The following is an 18,097-nucleotide window of genomic DNA, read 5'->3' on the forward strand; positions in this document are numbered from 1 at the left end:
GGGAAGAGAAGGGCGCAGGAGCCGGATCGGCTCTCTTTTTTTCCGGTTTATTTTCGGGTTTTATTCGGTGTCGATTCCGTACGTCGAGCTACGAAACCACAGCGCTTTTTCCTTCGGTGACGGGGCCGTCACGCCGGAAGCGCTCGCCGCGCGCGCGGCGGCGCTGGGCTACGACACCGTGGGCCTCACGGATTCGGCGGACCTGGGCGGCGCGATCCGCTTCGGCCTCGAGTGCGCGCGCCAGGGCATCCGCGCGGTGGTGGGGGCGGAGCTCAAGGTCGACGGGCACCCGGCGGCGTTTCTGGCGCGCGACCTGGAAGGCTGGCGCAACCTGGCCGCGCTGGTCACACGGGCGCGCATCGGCCACTGGGACTGGTGGCGCAAGGACGGCGAGGACGCGGACGCCGAACAGCACGCCGGCCCACACGCTCCCGGCCGGGCCTGGGCGCACGCGCGCTCGGACCGGCGCCGGCCCGGCGAGGTCGGCGCTCCCCCCAAGCAGGCGCTCGTGCGCCGCGGATACGCCGGCGTGAGCTGGGACGACGTGGCCGAACGCTCCGCCGGGCTCGTTGCGCTCACCGGTCCACCCAGCGGCGAGATCGGCTACCTGCTGCACCGCGGCCGCCCGCACGAGGCCGGCCGTACGCTGGCGCGCTGGCGCGAGGCGTTCGGCCAACGACTGGCCGTGGAGGTCCAGCGCCACAACGTCTCGGGAGGCGAGGCCGCGCTCGCCGGCGCGCTCAAGGCGCTCGCCGAAGAGCAGCGAGTGCCGTGGGTGGTGACCAACGACGCGCGCTACCTGGACGGATCGAGCCGCCTCGTCCACGACCTGCTCACGGCGCTGCGCTCCGACGTGTGCGTGGACACCGCCGCGAGCTGGGGCCTGCTGCACCCCAACGGCGAGTGGCGCCTCAAGTCGCCCCAGGAGATGGCGTCGCTGTGGCGCGGCCACGAACGCGGCCTGGAGGAGAGCGCGCGCATCGCCGGCGAGTGCGCCTTCTCGCTGCGCTGGCTGGCCCCTCCCCTGCCCCACTTTCCGTGCCCGGACGGCAAGGACGACGACGCCTACCTGCGCGAGCTCACGTACGCCGGCGCGCGCACGCGCTGGGGTGACCTGGACGAGCGCCAGTGCGGCCAGCTCGACCACGAGCTGGGGGTCATCGCGCGACTGGGCTTCGCGGGCTTCTTCCTGGTCATGTGGGACGCCGTACGCTTCGCGCGCGCCCGCGGCATCCTGTGCCAGGGACGCGGCAGCGCGGCCAACTCCGCGGTCGCCTACTGCCTCGGCATCACGGCCGTTGATCCCGTGCGCCACGGCCTGCTGTTCGAGCGCTTCCTCTCCGAGGCCCGCACCGACGGCCTGACCGAAGCCCCCGACATCGACGTCGACTTCGAGATGGAGCGGCGCGAGGAGGTGCTGGACTACATGTACCGCACCTGGGGCCGCCGGCGCGCGGCGATCACCTGCACCACCCTCACCTACCGCGCGCCGAGCGCGCTGCAGGACGTCATGCGCGGGCTCGGCTACCCCGCCGAGCAGACCTTCAACCTGTCCAAGCGGCTGCACCGCCACGACCCCGACGAGGGCGCCGACTACCTGGCCGCGGAGCTGGCCTCCAAGCACGGCCTGGATCTGTCCGGCAGCCGTGGCCGCGCGCTGCTCGCGGCCATGCGCGCCATGCAGGACCTGCCCCGCATGCGCGGCACGCACCCCGGCGGCTTCGTGCTCTCCTCTATCCCGCTGGGCGAAACCATGCCCATCGAGGGCACCGCCATGGGCCGCACCATCATCCAGTACGACAAGGACGACCTGGACGCCGCGGGCGTGCCCAAGTTCGACTTCCTGGGCCTCGGCGGGCTGTCGGTCATCCACCGCGCGTTCGACGCGATCGAGGCGCGCACGGGCAAGCGGCACGAGCTGTACGAGCTCCCCACCGACGATCCGCGCACCTACGAGCTCATCGCCCGCGGCGACACGCTGGGCACGTTCCAGATCGAGAGCCGCGCCCAGATCGCCTCGATCCTGCAGACTCAGCCGGGTCGCCTGTACGACATCGTCGTGCAGGTAGCGCTGATCCGTCCCGGACCGATCCAGGCGCGCTTCGTCCACCCCTACACCGCGCGCCGACGCGGCGAGGAGGAGGTCACCTACCGCCACCCGGACCTGGAGCCGATCCTGCGCCGCACCTACGGCATCCCGATCTTCCAGGAGCAGGCCATGGCGCTGTCCATGGCGTTGGGCGGCTTCAGCGCGGCGGAGGCGGACGAGCTGCGCCGCGCGATGGGGCACCAGAAGAAGCTGCCCAAGCTGACCGCCGCGCTGGAGAAGCTGAAGGCGCGCATCGCCGCGCGCGGGGTCGACCCCGGCGTGGCCGGCGAGATCGTCGACGACCTCTACTCGTTCGCCAACTACGGCTTCCCCGAGTCGCACGCCTGGAGCTTCGGCCTGATCGCCTACGCGACCGCCTGGCTCAAGGCCAATTACCCGACCGAGTTCCTGCTCGGCCTGCTCAACTCCTGGCCGATGGGCTTCTACCCGCCGGCCACGCTCGTCCACGACGCGCGCCGCCACGGCGCCATCGTGTTGCCGCCGTGCATGAAGCGCGGCGACTGGGAGTGCACCACCGAGCCCATCGCGCTCGACCACCCCGCCGCGCTGGCCACGCGCACCGAACAGGAGGCCTACCGCGAGGGCCTCGCGCGCGAGGCCGATCTGCTGGTGGACCTGGACGCGCGCGGATCCGGACGTCGCGCGGGCAGTCGCGCGGCGTCGCTGGCCGCCAAGCATGCCGCCATCGGCGCCACGCGCGTCTCGGAGCGCCTGGCGCCGGGCTACGTCGGCTTCGACCCGGAGCCGGAGGAAGGAGACGGCCCTCCGCTCGCCTTGCGCGTGGGCTGGCGCTACATCCGCGGCCTGGGGGAACGAGCCCGCGACGCGCTGCGCGCGGCCACCGAGGAGGGCCCGTTCGCGTCCACCGAGGACGCCGTGCGCCGCGCCCGGCTGACCCGCCACGACGGGCTGCACATCGCGCGTTCCGGTGCCTTCGAGGCCTTTCACCCCGGCCGCCGCAGGGCCGCCTGGCAGGCGCTCCGCAGCGCCGGGGACACGCTCCCCCTCGCGCCCGCGCGCCGGGAGCTCCCGAAGGGTCTCGCCACCGGCATCGACGGGCCACTGCCCTTCGATCCGGCGGAGCTGGAAGGCGATGAGCTCGTGCTGCTGGATTACCTGGCCACGGGCATCTGCACGCACGGTCATCCCATGCACGCGGTGCGCGACCGGCTCGACGCCGCGGGCGTGATGGACAGCCGCGCGCTACGCGAGTTGCGCGGGGGAGAGTGGGTCACGGTGGCCGGGCTCGTGGTGATCCGGCAGCGCCCGGCCACCGCCAAGGGGACCGTCTTTCTGCTCATGGAAGACGAGGCCGGCTTCATCAACGTGATCGTGAGCAAGCCGCTCGTGGAACGCTACCGCGAGATCGTCTCGCACGCCCCCTTCGTGATCGCCGAGGGGCGCTTCGAGCGCCAGGAACGCGTCATCAACGTGGTCGGCAAGCGCTTCCGCACGCTGGATGCGAACGCCGTCTCGTTCCGCTCGCGGGACTTCCGGTAGCGGGGGCCAACTCGGCGCGGTCTTCAGCCCGACGTCACTCCATATCTTTTTTTCATAACCTCGAAGAGGGAGCACTCCGGGAAGGTGGCGTCCTTGTCGAACTCTTCGTCCAGACGCAGCATCTCGTTCCAGAGGTGGACCGAGTAGCTTCCGTCGAAGAAATCCAGCCTGTCACAGTAGGTCTCGTCGAACAGTGAGCGCCAGGAATAGTAGGGCACCGGATAAAACCATGACGCCGGCTTTGCCAGCCCATCCAGACCGTACAGTTTGAGCACGTTGGTCAGTCCGAACGGGCCGGTCTCGCCCCACCTCAAGTCGTTTATGCGGTTGCCCTTGAAGTACTTGCGGATGAACTTGCGCCCCTTGATCTTTGGGGCGTCCCAGGGCTGCCATTTGTTGGGTTTGAGTGCCAAAGAGGCCACATGGGCCAGGGCCTCGCTATCGCTCGGCAGCTTCAGTACCGCAGTATTGCACTCTTGCCCCTGCCACCCGAAGAGGTACTCGTCCTCGAAGTCAAAAGGCTTGAGGCATACCGTGTCGGTATCCACCCAGATGCCTTCCTCTTTCCGCAAGAGCTCATAGCGAAAGTGGTTTGCAAAACCCGCGTAAGATGGTCGCCCCTTGTAGGTGAAAATCTTGGATTCGTGGATGATGTCGTTGGCGTCCTTTATGACAACGCGCCGAGGTACGCCCTCGACCTCTCCATAGGTGTAGAGGTGGACGGGGTGGCCGTTGGCTACGAAGGAGGTGAGCGACAGGCGTTCCACGGTCGACAGCCGATCGCCTACCCAAAGGGCAAGGATTGTTTGAAGCATGGTTCCCCGCGACTCAAACAGGGGCACGGGACTTGATATGACGGCTCCCGGCTGCAACACCCTGAAGGACGACAACAACGACGGCTTTGCTGACGGCGTCCTGCAGGAAACCCACGACGACGGGTCTTGGAGCTACTGGTTCTTCCAGCGCAGGTCAATGGCCACGTCTCATGTATCGGCTGCAGCCGCAATGCTCACGACGAGAGCTACGGACGCGGCTTTCTCCAGGTCCACTATCGCCTTGTGAGGACCACGCGCGCGTCCGCGGGCCTGGCGGAGCGTCCCTCATCGAAAGGCTCCGCGAACGACGCCTCCAGCACCAGGTGCGTGCCGTTAAGCGCGAGCGTGCCATCGGGCGCCTCGGCGATCGAGTAGTAGGTGCGCGGAATCACCACCCCGTCCACCGTCTGGCGCACGTCCACTATGCGCGCGATGCGCATGCCGGCGACGTTGCCGGGGAACGGCGTGGGCGGAATTCCGCCGGGGAGCGGGGGATAGAACGCGTCGTGCACGAACCCCTCCAGCAGGTGCGTGTCGGGATCGATGAAGAGCTGGAAGTGCACCGCCCCGTCGCCCACCGACAGGGTCATCGACACGACGGGAAGCTCGCGCTCCTGGCCCGGAAGGGTGCCCGTGCCGCCGTCCTCCAGGCGCGCGCCATCTAGCTGGGTCAGGAACGGCATCTGGACGATCGAGCTGTGCATGTACAGCAGGTTGAGAGGCGGATCGCGGAACATCGGCTCGATCACGTACTCGCGCGCCCACACCGAGGCGCCGTCGAAGCCCACCGAGGGCTGCTCGATCTCCTCGAACGGCATCTCCACGAATCCCCGGCTGGTACGCGGGTCCAGGGTCACGTCGTAGCGGCGCCAGTTGTGGAAGTAGCGGCGCTCTCCCTGCACCGGCAGCTCCAGCAGGTTCATGATCAGCTCGAAGCGCGCCGAGGGCGCCTCCGTCCAGCGCTCGTAGCCGTGGGCCTCGAGCATGGCCTCCACGACCTCGCGGGTCGCGTCACCGTCGTAGGTCGGGCCAGCCGCGGTGGGTGTCGCCCCGCCGGCTCCCGGCAACGCCAGCGCCGAGGCGACGGCGGTGAGGAGGGCGATCAGCGTGGCGGCCGGCGGAGGCGCGTGCCTGGGTACGTATGTCATGTGTCGTCGAATCCGTTCTGAGTCGCCTGCGCGCGCGCTTCCCACCGTGCCCGCGTTCGGCAGAGAGACCGCCGTCGACGGCCCGAGGTTCGACGGCGTGGGACGGGATACCACCTGCCGGGACGAACGGCCGCGCGCCGGGATGAATCGGCTGCTGGTTGGCACCGAATCGCGTTGCGTCGACCCCCGACGCTCGCCCCGGGCGCCCCCCGGGCAACCAAATGCCGCCTTCGCGCAGCAGAGAAACCGAACCACGTGGATCCTGGAGCCCGACGCGAAGGTACGTCAGTGCACGGAGGTCTCTTCCGACCAGGGACAGTCCTGGTCCCGCAGCTTCGAGGCCCTCTACGAAGGGAGATGGCGGGCGGCCGGGGCGCTATCGTTTCCCGCGCGGGCGCCGGTAGGAGGGAGGCCGCGTGCTTGCGCGGGAGCCCCGGTGGGCTGACCGTTTCGGGCCTCATTCACGCGAAGAACCGGAGACCAATGATCGATCCTCGCAGCGGCGTGCGCTCGAAAGCAGCCGCGTTCTTGACGTCCGTAGTCGCGTTGCTCACGCTCGCTCCCGCTCTCGCCGCCCAGGCGGACGCCCCTCCATTCACCGCGGAGCAGGCCGAGGCGGGCTCGGAGGCATATCGGTCCGAGTGCGCCATGTGCCACGGCCTGGCGCTGGAGGGCACGGTAGCGCCGCCGCTCGTCGGAAACGTTTTCCGGACCAACTGGTACGCGGGCGACCGGACGCTGGGCGACCTCTTCGACCACATCGCCAACAGCATGCCGCTCGCCGCGCCCGGCTCGCTGACCGATGGCCAGTACGCGGCCATCACGGCGTTCCTGCTCGAGCGCAACGGCCACCCCGCCGGAGACGAGCCGCTGGTGGCCGACCTCGAGGCGCTGGACGGGTACACGCTTGCTCCGCCTGAGGACGCGGAGGAGAAGGAGGAAGGACGATGAGGGGGCTCTCGACGCGCACCACGCTCGGTGGGATGCTGGCGCTGGCCCTGTCGGCGGGCGGGGCCGCGCACGCGTCCGGCCAGGACAGAGTGGGCTCGGGGGTCGCCGTCGTCGGTGAGGACGTGGTGGTGCTCAAGCCCGTGCCCACGCGCGGCGCACCGCACCTCATGGTGTTCCGCCACGACGGCGGCGAGTGGGCGCTGGCGCTGCGCCTCGAGCCCGCCGGCGGCGGCATGACCGGCGAGGGGTTGGGCGCCTCCATGGCGACCTCGGGGTCCTCCGTCATCGCCGCCGCCGCCGATCCCGACGGCCACTGGGCGTTCCACGACTGGCGGCGCGGGCCGAACGGCACCTGGAGCGACGCCGCCCGCGTGGTGCTCGATCCGAGCGTCGTCGTACCGGACGCGAGCGCCCCGCTGGAGGTGGGCCGGGTCTTCCAGATCCTGCAACCGCCGCAGCGGACCGTGGCCGCGGGATTCGGGCTCGCCGCCGCGGTGCGCCAAGACGCCCAGCCCGTGACCGTGCGCGTGTACTCCCTCAGCGGCGCGAACGCGGGCGACTGGGAGCCCGCGGGAGAGGTGCCGCTCGGCACCGTCACGCCGGTGCCCGTGGTGCCGGCGCTCGGCCCCGACATGCTCCTGGTCGGCGTGCCGACGGCAGGCGCGGGCATGGTGCGCGTGTTCCGGCGGGCGGACGGGGGCGAATGGACGGAGGGCGCGACCCTGGCCCCCGCCGACCTGGACGACGCGGCGCGGTTCGGAGCCGCCATCGCGGTCACCGAGGGGCGCCTGTTCGTAGGCGCCCCCGGACTCGACGGCGGACGCGTGTTCGTCTTCGCCCAGACCGCGGAGGCGTTCGAGGAGACGACGCGCCTGTCCGCGCCCGCCGACAGGGGGCCGGACAGCTTCGGCGCGGCGCTGGCGGCGTCCGAAGGCGAGCTCCTGGTGGGCGACCCCGGCGCCGAGGAGGGACGCGGCCAGGTGATCCGCTTCGCGCTGGACGACGACATCTGGCGGCCGGCGGAGGCGATACCCACGCCGACCGTCACCGAGGGCGACGTCTTCGGGTCCGCGGTTGCGCTTGGGGATGCGCCCGGCGGACTCATCGGCGTCGCCGGCGCGCCCGGCGTATGGGCCAACCTGGGAGCAGCCTTCGCCCTGACCGCGTCCGGGACGACCGAGCTGGAGCACGGGCTCATGCTGAGCGCCGTCGTGCCCGGGGCTGAGGTCCGCTGCGAGGAGGGCGTCGCCGCCGGTTTTTCCTGCGAGGAGGTTGACCTGCAGGCGTACCTGACCCTGGACGCGCTGGGCGGCGGACCGGGCGAGCGGGTCAGCGACCTGTGGGGCTGGACGGACCCCGAAACGGGTCGCGAGTACGCCCTGATCGGGCGCACCGGAGGAGTCGTCATCCTGGACGTCACCGAGCCGGCCGCGCCCGTCAGCCTCGGCATCATCGAGGCCAACGCCAGCGGCGCCCGCGACGTGAAGGTGTACGCCGACCACATGTTCTTCACCGGGGACGGCGCCGGCGACCACGGGCTGTTCGTGTTCGACCTGGCGCGCCTGCGTGAGTTGAGCGGACCGGCGGGGGCGCTCGAGCCGGACGCGGTCTACGAGGGGTTCGCGAGCGCCCACAACCTGATCGTGGACACCGAGAGTGGCTTCGCGTTCGCGGTGGGCGCGAGCGCCGGCGGCGAGACCTGCGGCGGCGGGCTGCACATGGTCGACATCAGGCAGCCCAAGAGCCCCGTTTTCGCCGGCTGTTATACCGACACGAATGGGCTGATCTGGCAAGGCAGGACGCACGACGGCCAGTGCGTCGTGTACCGCGGGCCGGACGAAGAGCACCAGGGCAAGCAGCTCTGTTTCGCGTCCAACGAGACCGCGCTGCGCATCGTCGACGTGACCGACAAGAGCAACCCCGTGCCCATCTCGGCCGCGGACTATCCCTCCCGTGCCTACATCCATCAGGGCTGGCTCACCGACGACCAGCGTTATTTTTACATGGACGACGAGATCGACGAGCTCACGGGCAAAACGGACCGGACCAAGACCACGATCTGGGACGTGAGCGATCTGGACGATCCGGTGATGGCGGGGGTGTATCTGGGGCCCGACAACGCGACCGACCACAACCTGTACATCAAGGGCGACCGGATGTACCAGGCCAACTATCAGGCGGGGCTTCGGGTCATCGACATCAGCGACCCGCTCAACCCGGTCGAGGTAGGTCATTTCGACACGACCCCGTACGAGGGCGAGGGATCGGGCTTCTCGGGCGCGTGGACGGCGTTCCCGTTCTTCGACAGCGGCACCGTGGTCGTAACGAGCATGAACGAGGGAGTGTTCATTCTGCGGCCCAGACGCGCGGTGCTGATCCCGTGACGGCCGCAGGGTCGGGCGGCCGTTCCGAGCGGACGCGCCCCCCGCCCCGGGTGGACCACGTGATCTACGGCGCGCCGGACCTGGAAGCCGCGGTATCGGCGCTGGAGGTCCGCACGGGCGTGCGCGCCGCGCTCGGTGGGCGCCACAGCGCCTACGGCACGCACAACGCGTTGCTCGCGCTCGGGCCGCGCGTGTACCTGGAGATCCTGGCGCCCGACCCCCGCCGCGATGCGGGCGTCGAGCCCACCCTGTTCGGCCTCGACCTACTCGCTGAACCCCGCATGGTCGCGTGGGCCGCGAGCTGTTCCGACCTGGGCGAACGGGTCGCGAGCGCCGCGGACGCGGGCCTGCACCTCGGAGAAGTGCAGTCGGGGGCACGGGAGACGTCGGACGGAGGCGTCCTGCGCTGGCGCATCTCGGACCCGTACGTGCGACACTGCGACGGCGTCGTGCCGTTCCTCATCGACTGGGGAGAGACGCCACACCCGGCGGCCTCGGCGCCGGGTGGCCTGCGCCTGCTCGGCCTGCGCGCCACGCACCCGAACGCGGCCGGAGCCCAGGCGGCCCTGGACGCGCTGGGCGTGGACCTGGATGTCTCGCGCGGGGACGCGGCGGCGCTGAGCGCCATCATCGAGGGTCCCGTGGGCAAGCTGGAACTGGCGTGAGAGTCGCTTGAAGCGCGCCGACATGCTGGACCGCCTCGTCGGCCGGGCGGAGCCGTGGGACCTGTTGGTCGTCGGCGGCGGCGCCACGGGCGTCGGCGTCGCGGTCGACGCTGCGTCGCGGGGCTACGACGTGGCGCTGGTGGAGCAGTCCGACTTCGGTAAGGGCACATCGAGCCGCAGCACCAAGCTCATCCACGGCGGCGTCCGCTACCTGCAGCAGGGCAACGTGCCGCTGGTCATGGAGGCCCTCAAGGAACGCGGGATCCTGCGTCGCAACGCCCCGCACCTCGTATCCGATCTACCGTTCGTCGTGCCCAACTACCTGTGGTGGGAAGCGCCGTTCTACGGTATCGGCATGAAGGTCTACGACGCGCTGGCGGGTCGCTACGGGTTCGGCTCGTCGGCCAACCTGTCGCGCGAGGAAACCATCGCGCGCATCCCCACCATCGAGACCGAGGGACTGCGCGGCGGCGTCATCTACCACGACGGGCAGTTCGACGACGCTCGCCTGCTGATCAACCTGGCCCGCACGGCGGCCGAGCAGGGGGCCGTGCTCCTCAACTACGCCCGCGTCGTTGCGCTGACCCGCGAAGCGGGCCTGTTCCTGGACGGCGCGCTCGTGCGGGACGAGGAGGCCGGCGAGGAGATCCAGGTGCGGGCCCGCCTGGTGATCAACGCCACTGGGGCGTTCACCGACGAAGTGCGCCGCATGGATGACGCGAAGGCCGAGCCCATGGTCCGCCCCAGCCAGGGCGTCCACGTGGTGCTCCCGCGCGAATTCCTGCCGGGTGAGGCGGCCATCATGGTGCCCCACACGGACGATGGACGGGTCCTGTTCGCCATCCCGTGGCACGGGCGCGTGCTGGTAGGCACCACGGACACGCCGCTCGATGAGGTCTCGCTGGAGCCGCGACCGCTGGCGGAAGAGGTGGACTTCATTCTGGAGCACGCGGTTCGCTACCTGACCCGCGATCCGCGTCGAGAGGACGTGCTGTCGGTGTTCGCCGGCATCCGGCCGCTCGTCGCGGCGCAGGACGCGCCCGAGGGGGACACCGCGAAGATCTCGCGCGAGCACCAGATCCACGTTTCGGCTTCGGGGCTCATGACGGTCGCGGGTGGCAAGTGGACGACCTACCGGAAGATGGCGGAGGACGCGGTCGATCACGCGGCCGTGATCGCGGAGTTGGAGCCGCGCGAGTGCGTCACCAGGACGCTCAACATTCACGGCCACCACGCCAACGCGGAACGGTTCGGGCCGCTCGCCCTCTACGGCGCAGACGCACCCGCGCTGCAGGAGCTTCTGGACGAACGGCCGGGATACGCCGAAGCGCTGCACCCCAGGCTACCCGTGCGGACTGGGGAAATCGCGTGGGGAGCGCGGCACGAGATGGCGCGCACCTTGGACGACGCGCTGGCGCGGCGCACGCGCTCCCTGGTCCTGGACGCGCGCGCGGCGATCGAGGCCGCGCCCACGGCCGCGCGCGTGCTCGCCGAGGAACTCGAGCGCGGCGACGACTGGGCGAGCGCCCAGGCGGAGGAGTTCCGGGAGTTGGCGCTCGGCTACCTACCCGCGGAGTCCTGACCGGCCCCCTCGGCCTCCGCCCAGCCCTCCTCGAACGGCCGAAACGCCAGGGGCGGGCGGCCCGTTTCGGTGCACAGGATGGTGTCCAGATGAGGGTTGTGTTGGGACAGCGCGCGCCTGCGGAAGGGGTTCGGTCGACCATCCCGGTGCCGCTCGAGGTTCAGCGGCGTCCTGGCCCAGGCCGACGGGTCGAGACGGACCCGGGGCCGTAGAAACGCGACCAGGTCGTCGGTCGGGACGATCACCCGCGCCCAGCTCAGCCGCACATCGCCCTCGCCTGCGCCCTTCCGGGGCTCTTTCAGCTCCCTGTACAACGCCTGGAGTCCCCGCGTGCGAGCCCGCACGGATTCCTCACGGAAGGTCTCGTCGAACGCGGCGGCCACCGATCGCATGGTGTCCAGGTTGCGACCCCACGCCCCCACCTCGCCCTCCATGCGGACGCCCGAGGCGGTCAGGTAACCCTTGAAATAGCGTTCCAGGGCGCGGTGGGCGGAAAGCGCGGACTCGATCGGGATGCCCGTGAACCAGAGCAGGCGTGCCGCCAGGTAGGCCTCATCCGCGTAGGCCAGCCAGGCCCCCGGAGAGCGGTCCCTCAAGCCGTCTGGCCAACCGCGTTCGAGCGCGGCGGAGGGAAGAGCCGTCCGGCGACCGCTTCCCCAGCGCCAACTGCCGGCCCGAGGCATCCGCCCTCGGCCAGGTCGTCCAGGTCCACCCTGCAGCCCTCTCCGAAGCAGTCGTCCAGTGCGCCCGCAAGGGCGTCCCGGCGGGACTGCAGTCTAGCGATCAGGCCATCCAGCTCGCGCACGTGCTCGCGCGCCACGTCGGCCACGGGATCGCACGCCGAAGGACCGTCGCGCAAAGCCTCGACCACCGTGGTGATCTCGTCCAGGGAGAAGCCCAGCTTGCGCCAGGAGCGGATCGCGTTCAACTCGCGCAGAGACTGCTGGCCGTAGCGCCGGTAGCCCGAGGCGTCCCTGGGCGGCGGCCGCAGCAGCCCGCGTCGCTCATAGAAGCGGATCGTTTCGGGCGTGGTCTCGGCGCGGCGCGCGAGCTGCCCGATCAGGTAAGTAGACATTCTGCTACGACTAAACACTGTAGCGCACTACAAGGCAAGGCCCTTGCTCTGTAGTCGACATCAGGGTCTAGCGTTCGGATCGACCGGCCGACGCGCCGTCGGCTCGGCGCAACGACAAACGAGGAGAAGCCGTGTCTCAGTTCACCAAGCGGGCGGACGATCCCTGCTGCCCGGGATCGCCCTGCGATTGCTGAAACGGACCCCGCGGCGTGGCCCCTGGCTGGTCACGCCGCGGCCCGTGCTTCAACCCACCGAGCTCTTCCTCAGCCCGTCCAGCCGGTCAGCACCGGCCACACCAGGGCGGCGGCTCCCAGCAGAAAGAACACGATCTGGAGCGGGAACATCCAGCGCGCCCAGCGCTCCCAGGACACGCCTCCCATGGTGATCGCGCCGATCAGCACCGGGTTGGTGGGAATGATCATGTTGGTGAAGCCGTCGCCGAGCTGGTAGGCGAGTACCGCGGTCTGGCGGGTGACGCCCACCAGATCGGCCAGGGGCGCCATGATGGGCATGGTGAGGGCCGCCTGACCGCTGCCCGACGGCACGAAGAAGTTGAGCACCGTCTGAACTCCGTACATCGCCTCGGCGGTCAATACCGGGCCGACGCCGTCCACCAGCGACGCGGTCGCGTGCAGCAGGGTGTCGATCACCTGACCGTCGTCCAGGACGACCAGGATGCCGCGCGCGACGCCAATGATCACCGCGACCGACACCAGGTCGCGCGCGCCCTGCACGAAGCCACCGGAGGTGCCGCCCACCCCGAGCCCGCCGATCAGCCCGACCACGACGCCCACGGCGATGAACAGGCCGGCGATTTCGTTGATGTACCAGCCGTAGTCGGTGACCCCCACGACCAGCACGACGAGGCCGATGCCGAAGGCCCACAGCACGGCCTTCTCGCGCGCGCCGAAGGCGCCCAGGGCCTCGTCCAGAGCGCCCGCGGCGTCCTCCGCCATGACCGGCCCGGCCTCCAGCGCCTCCCGCTCGCGGCGCGCCTTCACGCGCCCCGCATACCACATCACGAACGCGATGGCGACCGTCGTGGTGAGCACCCACAGGCCGAATCGGTAAGCGAACCCGGAGAAAGGGGAGACGTCGGCTATGCCCTGCGCGACGCCGATGGTGAACGGGTTCATGAAGGCCGCGGCGAAGCCGGCCTGCGACCCCACGAACGGAATGGCTATCCCGGTGATCGCGTCGTACCCCAGGGAGATCGCCAGCGGCACGAAGATCAGCACGAAGGGAATGGTCTCCTCGGCCATGCCGAAGACCGCCCCGCCCAGCGAGAACAGCGTCATGAAGCCGGGGATGATGGCGACGCGCAGCGCGGGAGACGCCTCGGCGGCCGCGGCCAGCCGCTTGAGGCCCGCGTCGATCGCGCCGGTGCGCTGCAGCACCCCGAACGTGCCGCCCACGATCAGAACGAACCCGATCACGTCGGCGGCCTCGATGAAGCCGCGGATGGGCGCCGTCAGGATCGCCATGAGGCCCTGAGGCGAGCTCTCGGCGAGGAACGCGAACGAGCCCGGGATGACGACCTCTCGCTCCCCCGCCCCGGGCACGTCGATCACCTCCTTGGCGAACGACCCGGCCGGCACCAGCCAGGTGAGAATCGCCGCGATTATGACCATCCCGAAGATCAGGACGGTCGTGTCGATCGTGCGCGTGCGGCGTGCGGTCACGCCTCCTCCTCGGCCAGGTGTCGTCGCAGGAAGTCGATCGTGCGACTCCACGCCAGGCGAGCGGCCTCCTCGTCGTAGCGGGCGGTCGCCGTGTCGTTGTGGAAGGCGTGGTTCACGCCCTCGTACATGTGCAGCTCGTAGGTCTTGCCCGCGGCGTCCAGGGCTTCTCGAAACGCCTCGATGCCCGCGTTGATGCGCTGGTCGAGACCCGCGTAGTGGAGCAGCAACGAGGCCTGAATCCTGGCCACGTCCTCCGCTGCCGGCTGGCGCCCGTAGAACGCCACCGCCGCGGCAAGCACCCCAGAGTGCACGGCCAGCTGGTTGGCCATGGCGCCGCCCCAGCAGAATCCCACGCAGCCCACGCGGCCGCTGGTCTCCTCGTGCTCGGCGGCGAACGTCACGCCCGCCACGAAGTCATCGCGTGTGGTGGCGGGGTCCAATTCGCGCATGCGCTCGCGCGCTACGTTGGCGTCCTCGGATGTGCCCCCGAGCGGTGATAAGGCGTCGGGCGCGATAGCCCAGAAGCCGGCGGCCGCGGCCCGCCGGGTGACGTCCTCGATGTGGGGGTTGAGGCCGCGATTCTCATGGATCACGACCACGGCGGGAAGAGGGCCCGGCAGACGGGGACGCGCCCGGTAGGCGCGGACCGTCCCGGACGCGCCCTCGTAGGTCACGTAGTCGATCCGGATGCGCCCGTCGTCGCCGGACACGACCGCGCGGTCGTAGTCGTTCTCGAGGCTGCTCAGCGTGGCCGCGGCGGCGGGCAGACCGCCCACCACGGCTGCCAGGCGCGACAAGAAGCCCGCGCGGGACATGTCCCCGTGGGTGAACTCGTCGTACAGGTCGATGACGCGCTGGTCCAAGTCCGACCTCTCTCTCGGGTTTGTGGCGCAGACCCCCTGCCCCTCGCCTCGAGCGAAGGGCTCAGAGCCCGAGCCAGAGGTTGATTTTGACCATGAATACGTCTTCGGCGGGGCTGTCGAACAGGGCGCCGGCGTCCCGCCGGCTTCCCTGCGTCGCCGACTTCGACATCTCGTTCCCCGCCCGTGGCGCCGCCACCGGGCTGCTGGGCCCGGGCGTAGCCGGAGTCGGCCGCCACGATGGCGAGCACGGCCGCCACGGACGCGATGAAGCCGCGCCTGGCGGACCCCAACCGGTTCGTCGTATCCCTATCCGTCAAAGCCCGCTGGTCGAAAAGAAGCGCTCGCTCGGAGTCGTCCGCGTCCGGTGGGACCACGCCGAGGCCCTGGGGGGCGCTGCTCGCCGGCGATCGAGCCCCATACGACATCGGGGACGTTCGCGGCACCATGGAAGATAGAGGTGGGTCGGCGGGAACACACACCGTCTCTCATCGCCCGGCACAACGGGTACGAACCGGAAGGGGATGGACCGGCATGCACGACGGCCTCCAAGTCGGCTCCGATGGAGTCACCCGGTGCTGGTGGCCGGGCGAAAGCGACGACTACGTCGCCTACCACGACGTCGAGTGGGGCATGCCGGTCACCGACGACCGGCGCCTCTTCGAGAAGATCACGCTCGAGCTTTTCCAGTCCGGCCTGAGCTGGCTGACGATTCTGCGCAAGCGGGACAACTTCAGGGCGGCATTCGACGGCTTCGACGCGGAGCGGGTGGCGCTCTACGGAGCGGCGGACGTGGGGCGGCTGCTGGGGGACGCCGGCATAGTGCGGCACCGGGGCAAGATCGAGGCGACCATCAACAACGCCGCGCGCGTGCTGGAGTTGGCGGCCGAGTGGGGTTCGCTGTCCGCGTACGTCTGGAGCTTCGAGCCGCCCGCCGAGGAGCGGCCGGAGCGGCTCACCTACGACGTGATCATGACCCTAGGCCAGACGCCCGCGTCGAAGGCGCTCAGCAAGGATCTCAAGAAGCGCGGTTGGCGCTTCTTCGGCCCGACGACGGCGTACGCATTCATGCAGGCGGCGGGCCTGGTCAACGACCACCTGGAGGGCTGCGCGCTACGGCAGGCCGCGGAGGATGCGAGGCGTGCTCTGGCAGACGCCCGGGCCTGATCCGCTCGCTTGGAAGGAGCGTCAATCCGGCGCGCTACGAGCGCCGACCGGGTGCCGCGGGCTCCACTTCCTGCCTGTCGGTGAACCTCCTCAGAAGCTCCTCCACCATCGCTCGTTTCTCGCCGCCCGGCGGCGGTGCCCGTTCTCCCTCGGTCCCGCGCTCGGCGTAAAGGAGCTCGCCCCCCGGCGACACGAGCACCGAGAGCACAGGCAGAGGGCCGTCGAAGGCGAAGACCGCGAGCATCGAACCCTCCAGATCCAGGATCAGCGCTTCGCCTTCCAGCCAACCCTCGTTGGCCAGATCCCAGACGGCGAAGCGCCTGGAAACGCTATCCACCGGGAGCGTGAACGCCAAGGGAGTGAGGAGCTCCTCGTGACCCTCCAGCCAGAACCCCCACACCGCCACCGATGGAGGCGGAACCAGAGGGGCTCCGACCTCGTCGGCGATCGCCCCTTCGGCCACGGTCAGAATCACCTCTCGGGTCGCCTCCAGGGGCGCGCTCATCCGCCAGACGATTTGCTCGGGAACGGCGCCGCTCAGGCGCAGCTCCACGGTACTCACGCGCCCTCCCGTCAGCGCCTGTCCCCCCACGATCAGGCTGTCGGCGGTGGCGGCCGTGTGCAGCGCCGACCTTCCGTCCGCGAAGCTCAGCGCGAAAGTCGTGTCGCGCCCGGGCAGCGGCCGCGCCAACAGCGCGGCGCGGTCCGCGCTGGTGAGGCGCAGCGTCTGCCGCGAGATCAGGCCCGCGGGAAGCGTCTCCGTGGGCTCCCCCGGCGCGCGTATGGTACCCGAACCGAGAAGTCGCATGGACCACGAGCGCGACACCATGCGACCGGCCGCGACGTCGACCAGAAACGTCTCCTCCACCGGCCCGCTCACCGCCATGGTCGTGACCAGCCCGAGCGCGCTGTCGACCAGGAACGCGTCCCGGTAATCGACCTCACCCTCGGACCGAATTCGCGCGATGCGTCCGCCCAGACTGTCGCTGACCTCCCAGACCTCCAGGCGCCGCGTGACGGCGTACCGGTGTGATCCGTGTTCGTCCTCCCACGTTTGGCTCAGGGAATCGCGCCAGACGGCGCCCGGGACCAGCGCGGACGTGTCGCCGGGCAGGGGCGGCAGGAGATCCCAGCGGCCATCCGGGCCCGCGCCCGGTCCGTTTATCGACAGGACCCGGCCGGTGGGCGCCACCAGGAACGTGTCCTCCTTCACTTCTCGCGCAGCGTCGAGGGCATGCTGCGCGACGATGCCGGACAGCGCCGCCGGCGGCGCGCGCGTCCATACGTGCGCCTCCACGGCCGCGTTGTCCCCGCTCCAGCCGAGCGTATCTGCACCCCTCACCCAGTAGAGGCGGAACGGGTTGGTCTTCTCGTACCAGAGGGTGTCGGCCTGAGGAAGGTAGGCGGCGCTCGGATTACTCGCGGGCTCCGCCTCCTGGGCTGCCGCGGAGCGTGACACCGATGTCAGAATCGCCAGTCCCAGCGCCATCAGGACCCGGCGCCGGCGCGCGCTCACGACCAGCGATCCAGCTCGCTCTGTAGCCTCTGCAGGTAGCGCCCCACGTGGAGGCCGTCGACGAGCGCGTGGTGCACTTCGACCCCGACCGGCATGCGCCAGCGCGCGGCATTCTCCGAGTACGCTCCGAACACGCTTCTGGGAATCGATTCCTGCTTCCCACGGCGCGCGTTCTTGAACGACGTGAAGTCGAGCCACGGCAGCACCGAGTGGTAGATCAGGTCGTCCCGATCGTGTCGCGGCTCCAGCGGACCCGCTGCGGCAGCGACGCGCTCGAGGTCCTGCCGACCCGCCGAGTGGAACTCCTCGAAGTCCTCCGCCCACTCGAAGTACGCGAAGCCGAACGTGTCGTTCGCGCTTCGCACGGCGCTGCCCGCGCCAACGAAGTCGTGCTGCCAGATGCCGTCGGGCCTGAGCCGCTGTTTGAATTCCGGCACGGCGTTCGCTGCTCGCATGGACGCGAACAGCGTGCCGAGAAAGAACGAGGGACCGGCCTCTACTTTCGAAGCGAGGTAGAGGCCGGTCACGTCGACCGATACGGTCAGCGAAAAAAAAGGATCCGCGTAGTCTCTGAACAGCGCATACTGCGATCGCCGCGGATAGGTATCCAGGGCGACGAGGTGCCCAGCGGGTCCGCTCACG

Annotated in this window: 14 protein-coding genes; 6 read left to right on the top strand and 8 right to left on the bottom strand. The window is 70.1% G+C overall.

Annotated elements, in window-relative coordinates:
- Positions 1–67 precede the first annotated feature (67 nt).
- Positions 68–3,610, top strand: a complete 3,543-nt coding sequence (locus ABFS34_00625) for an error-prone DNA polymerase (GenBank protein ID MEN8373931.1) — start codon at positions 68–70, stop codon at positions 3,608–3,610.
- A gap of 23 nt (positions 3,611–3,633) precedes the next feature.
- Here ABFS34_00625 and ABFS34_00630 read toward each other — a convergent pair whose 3' ends face one another.
- Together ABFS34_00630 and ABFS34_00635 are read right to left on the bottom strand one after the other, a co-directional pair.
- The gene (locus tag ABFS34_00630) at positions 3,634–4,425 is read right to left on the bottom strand and encodes a hypothetical protein (protein ID MEN8373932.1); all 792 of its coding nucleotides are present in this window, start codon (positions 4,423–4,425) and stop codon (positions 3,634–3,636) included.
- A gap of 233 nt (positions 4,426–4,658) precedes the next feature.
- Positions 4,659–5,573 (bottom strand): hypothetical protein, encoded by a 915-nt coding sequence (locus ABFS34_00635; GenBank protein MEN8373933.1) that lies wholly within the window; start codon positions 5,571–5,573, stop codon positions 4,659–4,661.
- A gap of 483 nt (positions 5,574–6,056) precedes the next feature.
- Between ABFS34_00635 and ABFS34_00640 the strand changes: the two genes are divergently transcribed.
- Genes ABFS34_00640 through ABFS34_00655 form a run of 4 tightly spaced genes read left to right on the top strand, consistent with a single transcriptional unit; the run spans position 6,057 to position 11,155 of the window.
- Positions 6,057–6,524: a cytochrome c gene (locus ABFS34_00640; protein MEN8373934.1), complete on the top strand. Its 468-nt coding sequence runs from the start codon at positions 6,057–6,059 to the stop codon at positions 6,522–6,524.
- Positions 6,521–8,908, top strand: coding sequence for a choice-of-anchor B family protein (locus ABFS34_00645; protein MEN8373935.1), 2,388 nt, complete (start codon positions 6,521–6,523; stop codon positions 8,906–8,908). Before ABFS34_00640 ends, ABFS34_00645 begins: the two co-directional genes overlap by 4 nt.
- Positions 8,909–8,967: 59 nt before the next feature.
- On the top strand, positions 8,968–9,573 hold the full coding sequence (locus tag ABFS34_00650) for a VOC family protein (protein MEN8373936.1): 606 nt from the start codon (positions 8,968–8,970) through the stop codon (positions 9,571–9,573).
- A gap of 7 nt (positions 9,574–9,580) precedes the next feature.
- Positions 9,581–11,155 carry a glycerol-3-phosphate dehydrogenase/oxidase gene (locus tag ABFS34_00655; protein ID MEN8373937.1) on the top strand — a complete coding sequence of 525 codons (1,575 nt, stop codon included), beginning with the start codon at positions 9,581–9,583 and terminating at the stop codon, positions 11,153–11,155.
- Here the strand turns inward: ABFS34_00655 and ABFS34_00660 are convergent.
- The 4 genes from ABFS34_00660 to ABFS34_00675 all read right to left on the bottom strand — a co-directional run bounded on the left by ABFS34_00660 (position 11,134) and on the right by ABFS34_00675 (position 14,775).
- On the bottom strand, positions 11,134–11,751 hold the full coding sequence (locus ABFS34_00660; GenBank protein MEN8373938.1) for a hypothetical protein: 618 nt from the start codon (positions 11,749–11,751) through the stop codon (positions 11,134–11,136). The genes ABFS34_00655 and ABFS34_00660 overlap by 22 nt on opposite strands.
- On the bottom strand, positions 11,748–12,230 hold the full coding sequence (locus ABFS34_00665; GenBank protein ID MEN8373939.1) for a MerR family transcriptional regulator: 483 nt from the start codon (positions 12,228–12,230) through the stop codon (positions 11,748–11,750). Before ABFS34_00665 ends, ABFS34_00660 begins: the two co-directional genes overlap by 4 nt.
- A 263-nt stretch (positions 12,231–12,493) precedes the next feature.
- The gene (locus ABFS34_00670; GenBank protein ID MEN8373940.1) at positions 12,494–13,912 is read right to left on the bottom strand and encodes a TIGR00366 family protein; all 1,419 of its coding nucleotides are present in this window, start codon (positions 13,910–13,912) and stop codon (positions 12,494–12,496) included.
- Positions 13,909–14,775, bottom strand: coding sequence for a dienelactone hydrolase family protein (locus tag ABFS34_00675; GenBank protein ID MEN8373941.1), 867 nt, complete (start codon positions 14,773–14,775; stop codon positions 13,909–13,911). Before ABFS34_00675 ends, ABFS34_00670 begins: the two co-directional genes overlap by 4 nt.
- Before the next feature lie 531 nt (positions 14,776–15,306).
- On the opposite strand from ABFS34_00675, the gene ABFS34_00680 reads away from it, so the two are divergent.
- A complete protein-coding gene (locus ABFS34_00680) occupies positions 15,307–15,939 on the top strand; it encodes a DNA-3-methyladenine glycosylase I (protein ID MEN8373942.1) in 633 nt (210 codons plus the stop codon).
- A 34-nt stretch (positions 15,940–15,973) separates the two neighbouring features.
- On the opposite strand, the gene ABFS34_00685 is transcribed toward ABFS34_00680, so the two are convergent.
- Complete coding sequence (locus ABFS34_00685; protein MEN8373943.1) at positions 15,974–17,455, bottom strand: hypothetical protein; 1,482 nt, start codon at positions 17,453–17,455, stop codon at positions 15,974–15,976.
- A complete protein-coding gene (locus tag ABFS34_00690) occupies positions 17,452–18,096 on the bottom strand; it encodes a CatA-like O-acetyltransferase (protein ID MEN8373944.1) in 645 nt (214 codons plus the stop codon). The genes ABFS34_00685 and ABFS34_00690 overlap by 4 nt, the downstream gene beginning before the upstream one ends.
- Between the last annotated feature and the right edge of the window lies 1 nt (position 18,097).

The organism is Gemmatimonadota bacterium (genome assembly GCA_039715185.1).
Taxonomy (GTDB): Bacteria; Gemmatimonadota; Gemmatimonadetes; order Longimicrobiales; family RSA9; genus DATHRK01.

Excerpts from the sequence above, each read along its gene's own strand:
- ABFS34_00640 (MEN8373934.1), top strand. The coding sequence starts at position 6,057 with ATGATCGATCCTCGCAGCGGCGTGCGCTCGAAAGCAGCCGCGTTCTTG.
- ABFS34_00630 (MEN8373932.1), bottom strand. The coding sequence starts at position 4,425 with ATGCTTCAAACAATCCTTGCCCTTTGGGTAGGCGATCGGCTGTCGACC.
- ABFS34_00635 (MEN8373933.1), bottom strand. The coding sequence starts at position 5,573 with ATGACATACGTACCCAGGCACGCGCCTCCGCCGGCCGCCACGCTGATC.
- ABFS34_00665 (MEN8373939.1), bottom strand. The coding sequence starts at position 12,230 with ATGTCTACTTACCTGATCGGGCAGCTCGCGCGCCGCGCCGAGACCACG.
- ABFS34_00680 (MEN8373942.1), top strand. The coding sequence starts at position 15,307 with ATGCACGACGGCCTCCAAGTCGGCTCCGATGGAGTCACCCGGTGCTGG.
- ABFS34_00645 (MEN8373935.1), top strand. The coding sequence starts at position 6,521 with ATGAGGGGGCTCTCGACGCGCACCACGCTCGGTGGGATGCTGGCGCTG.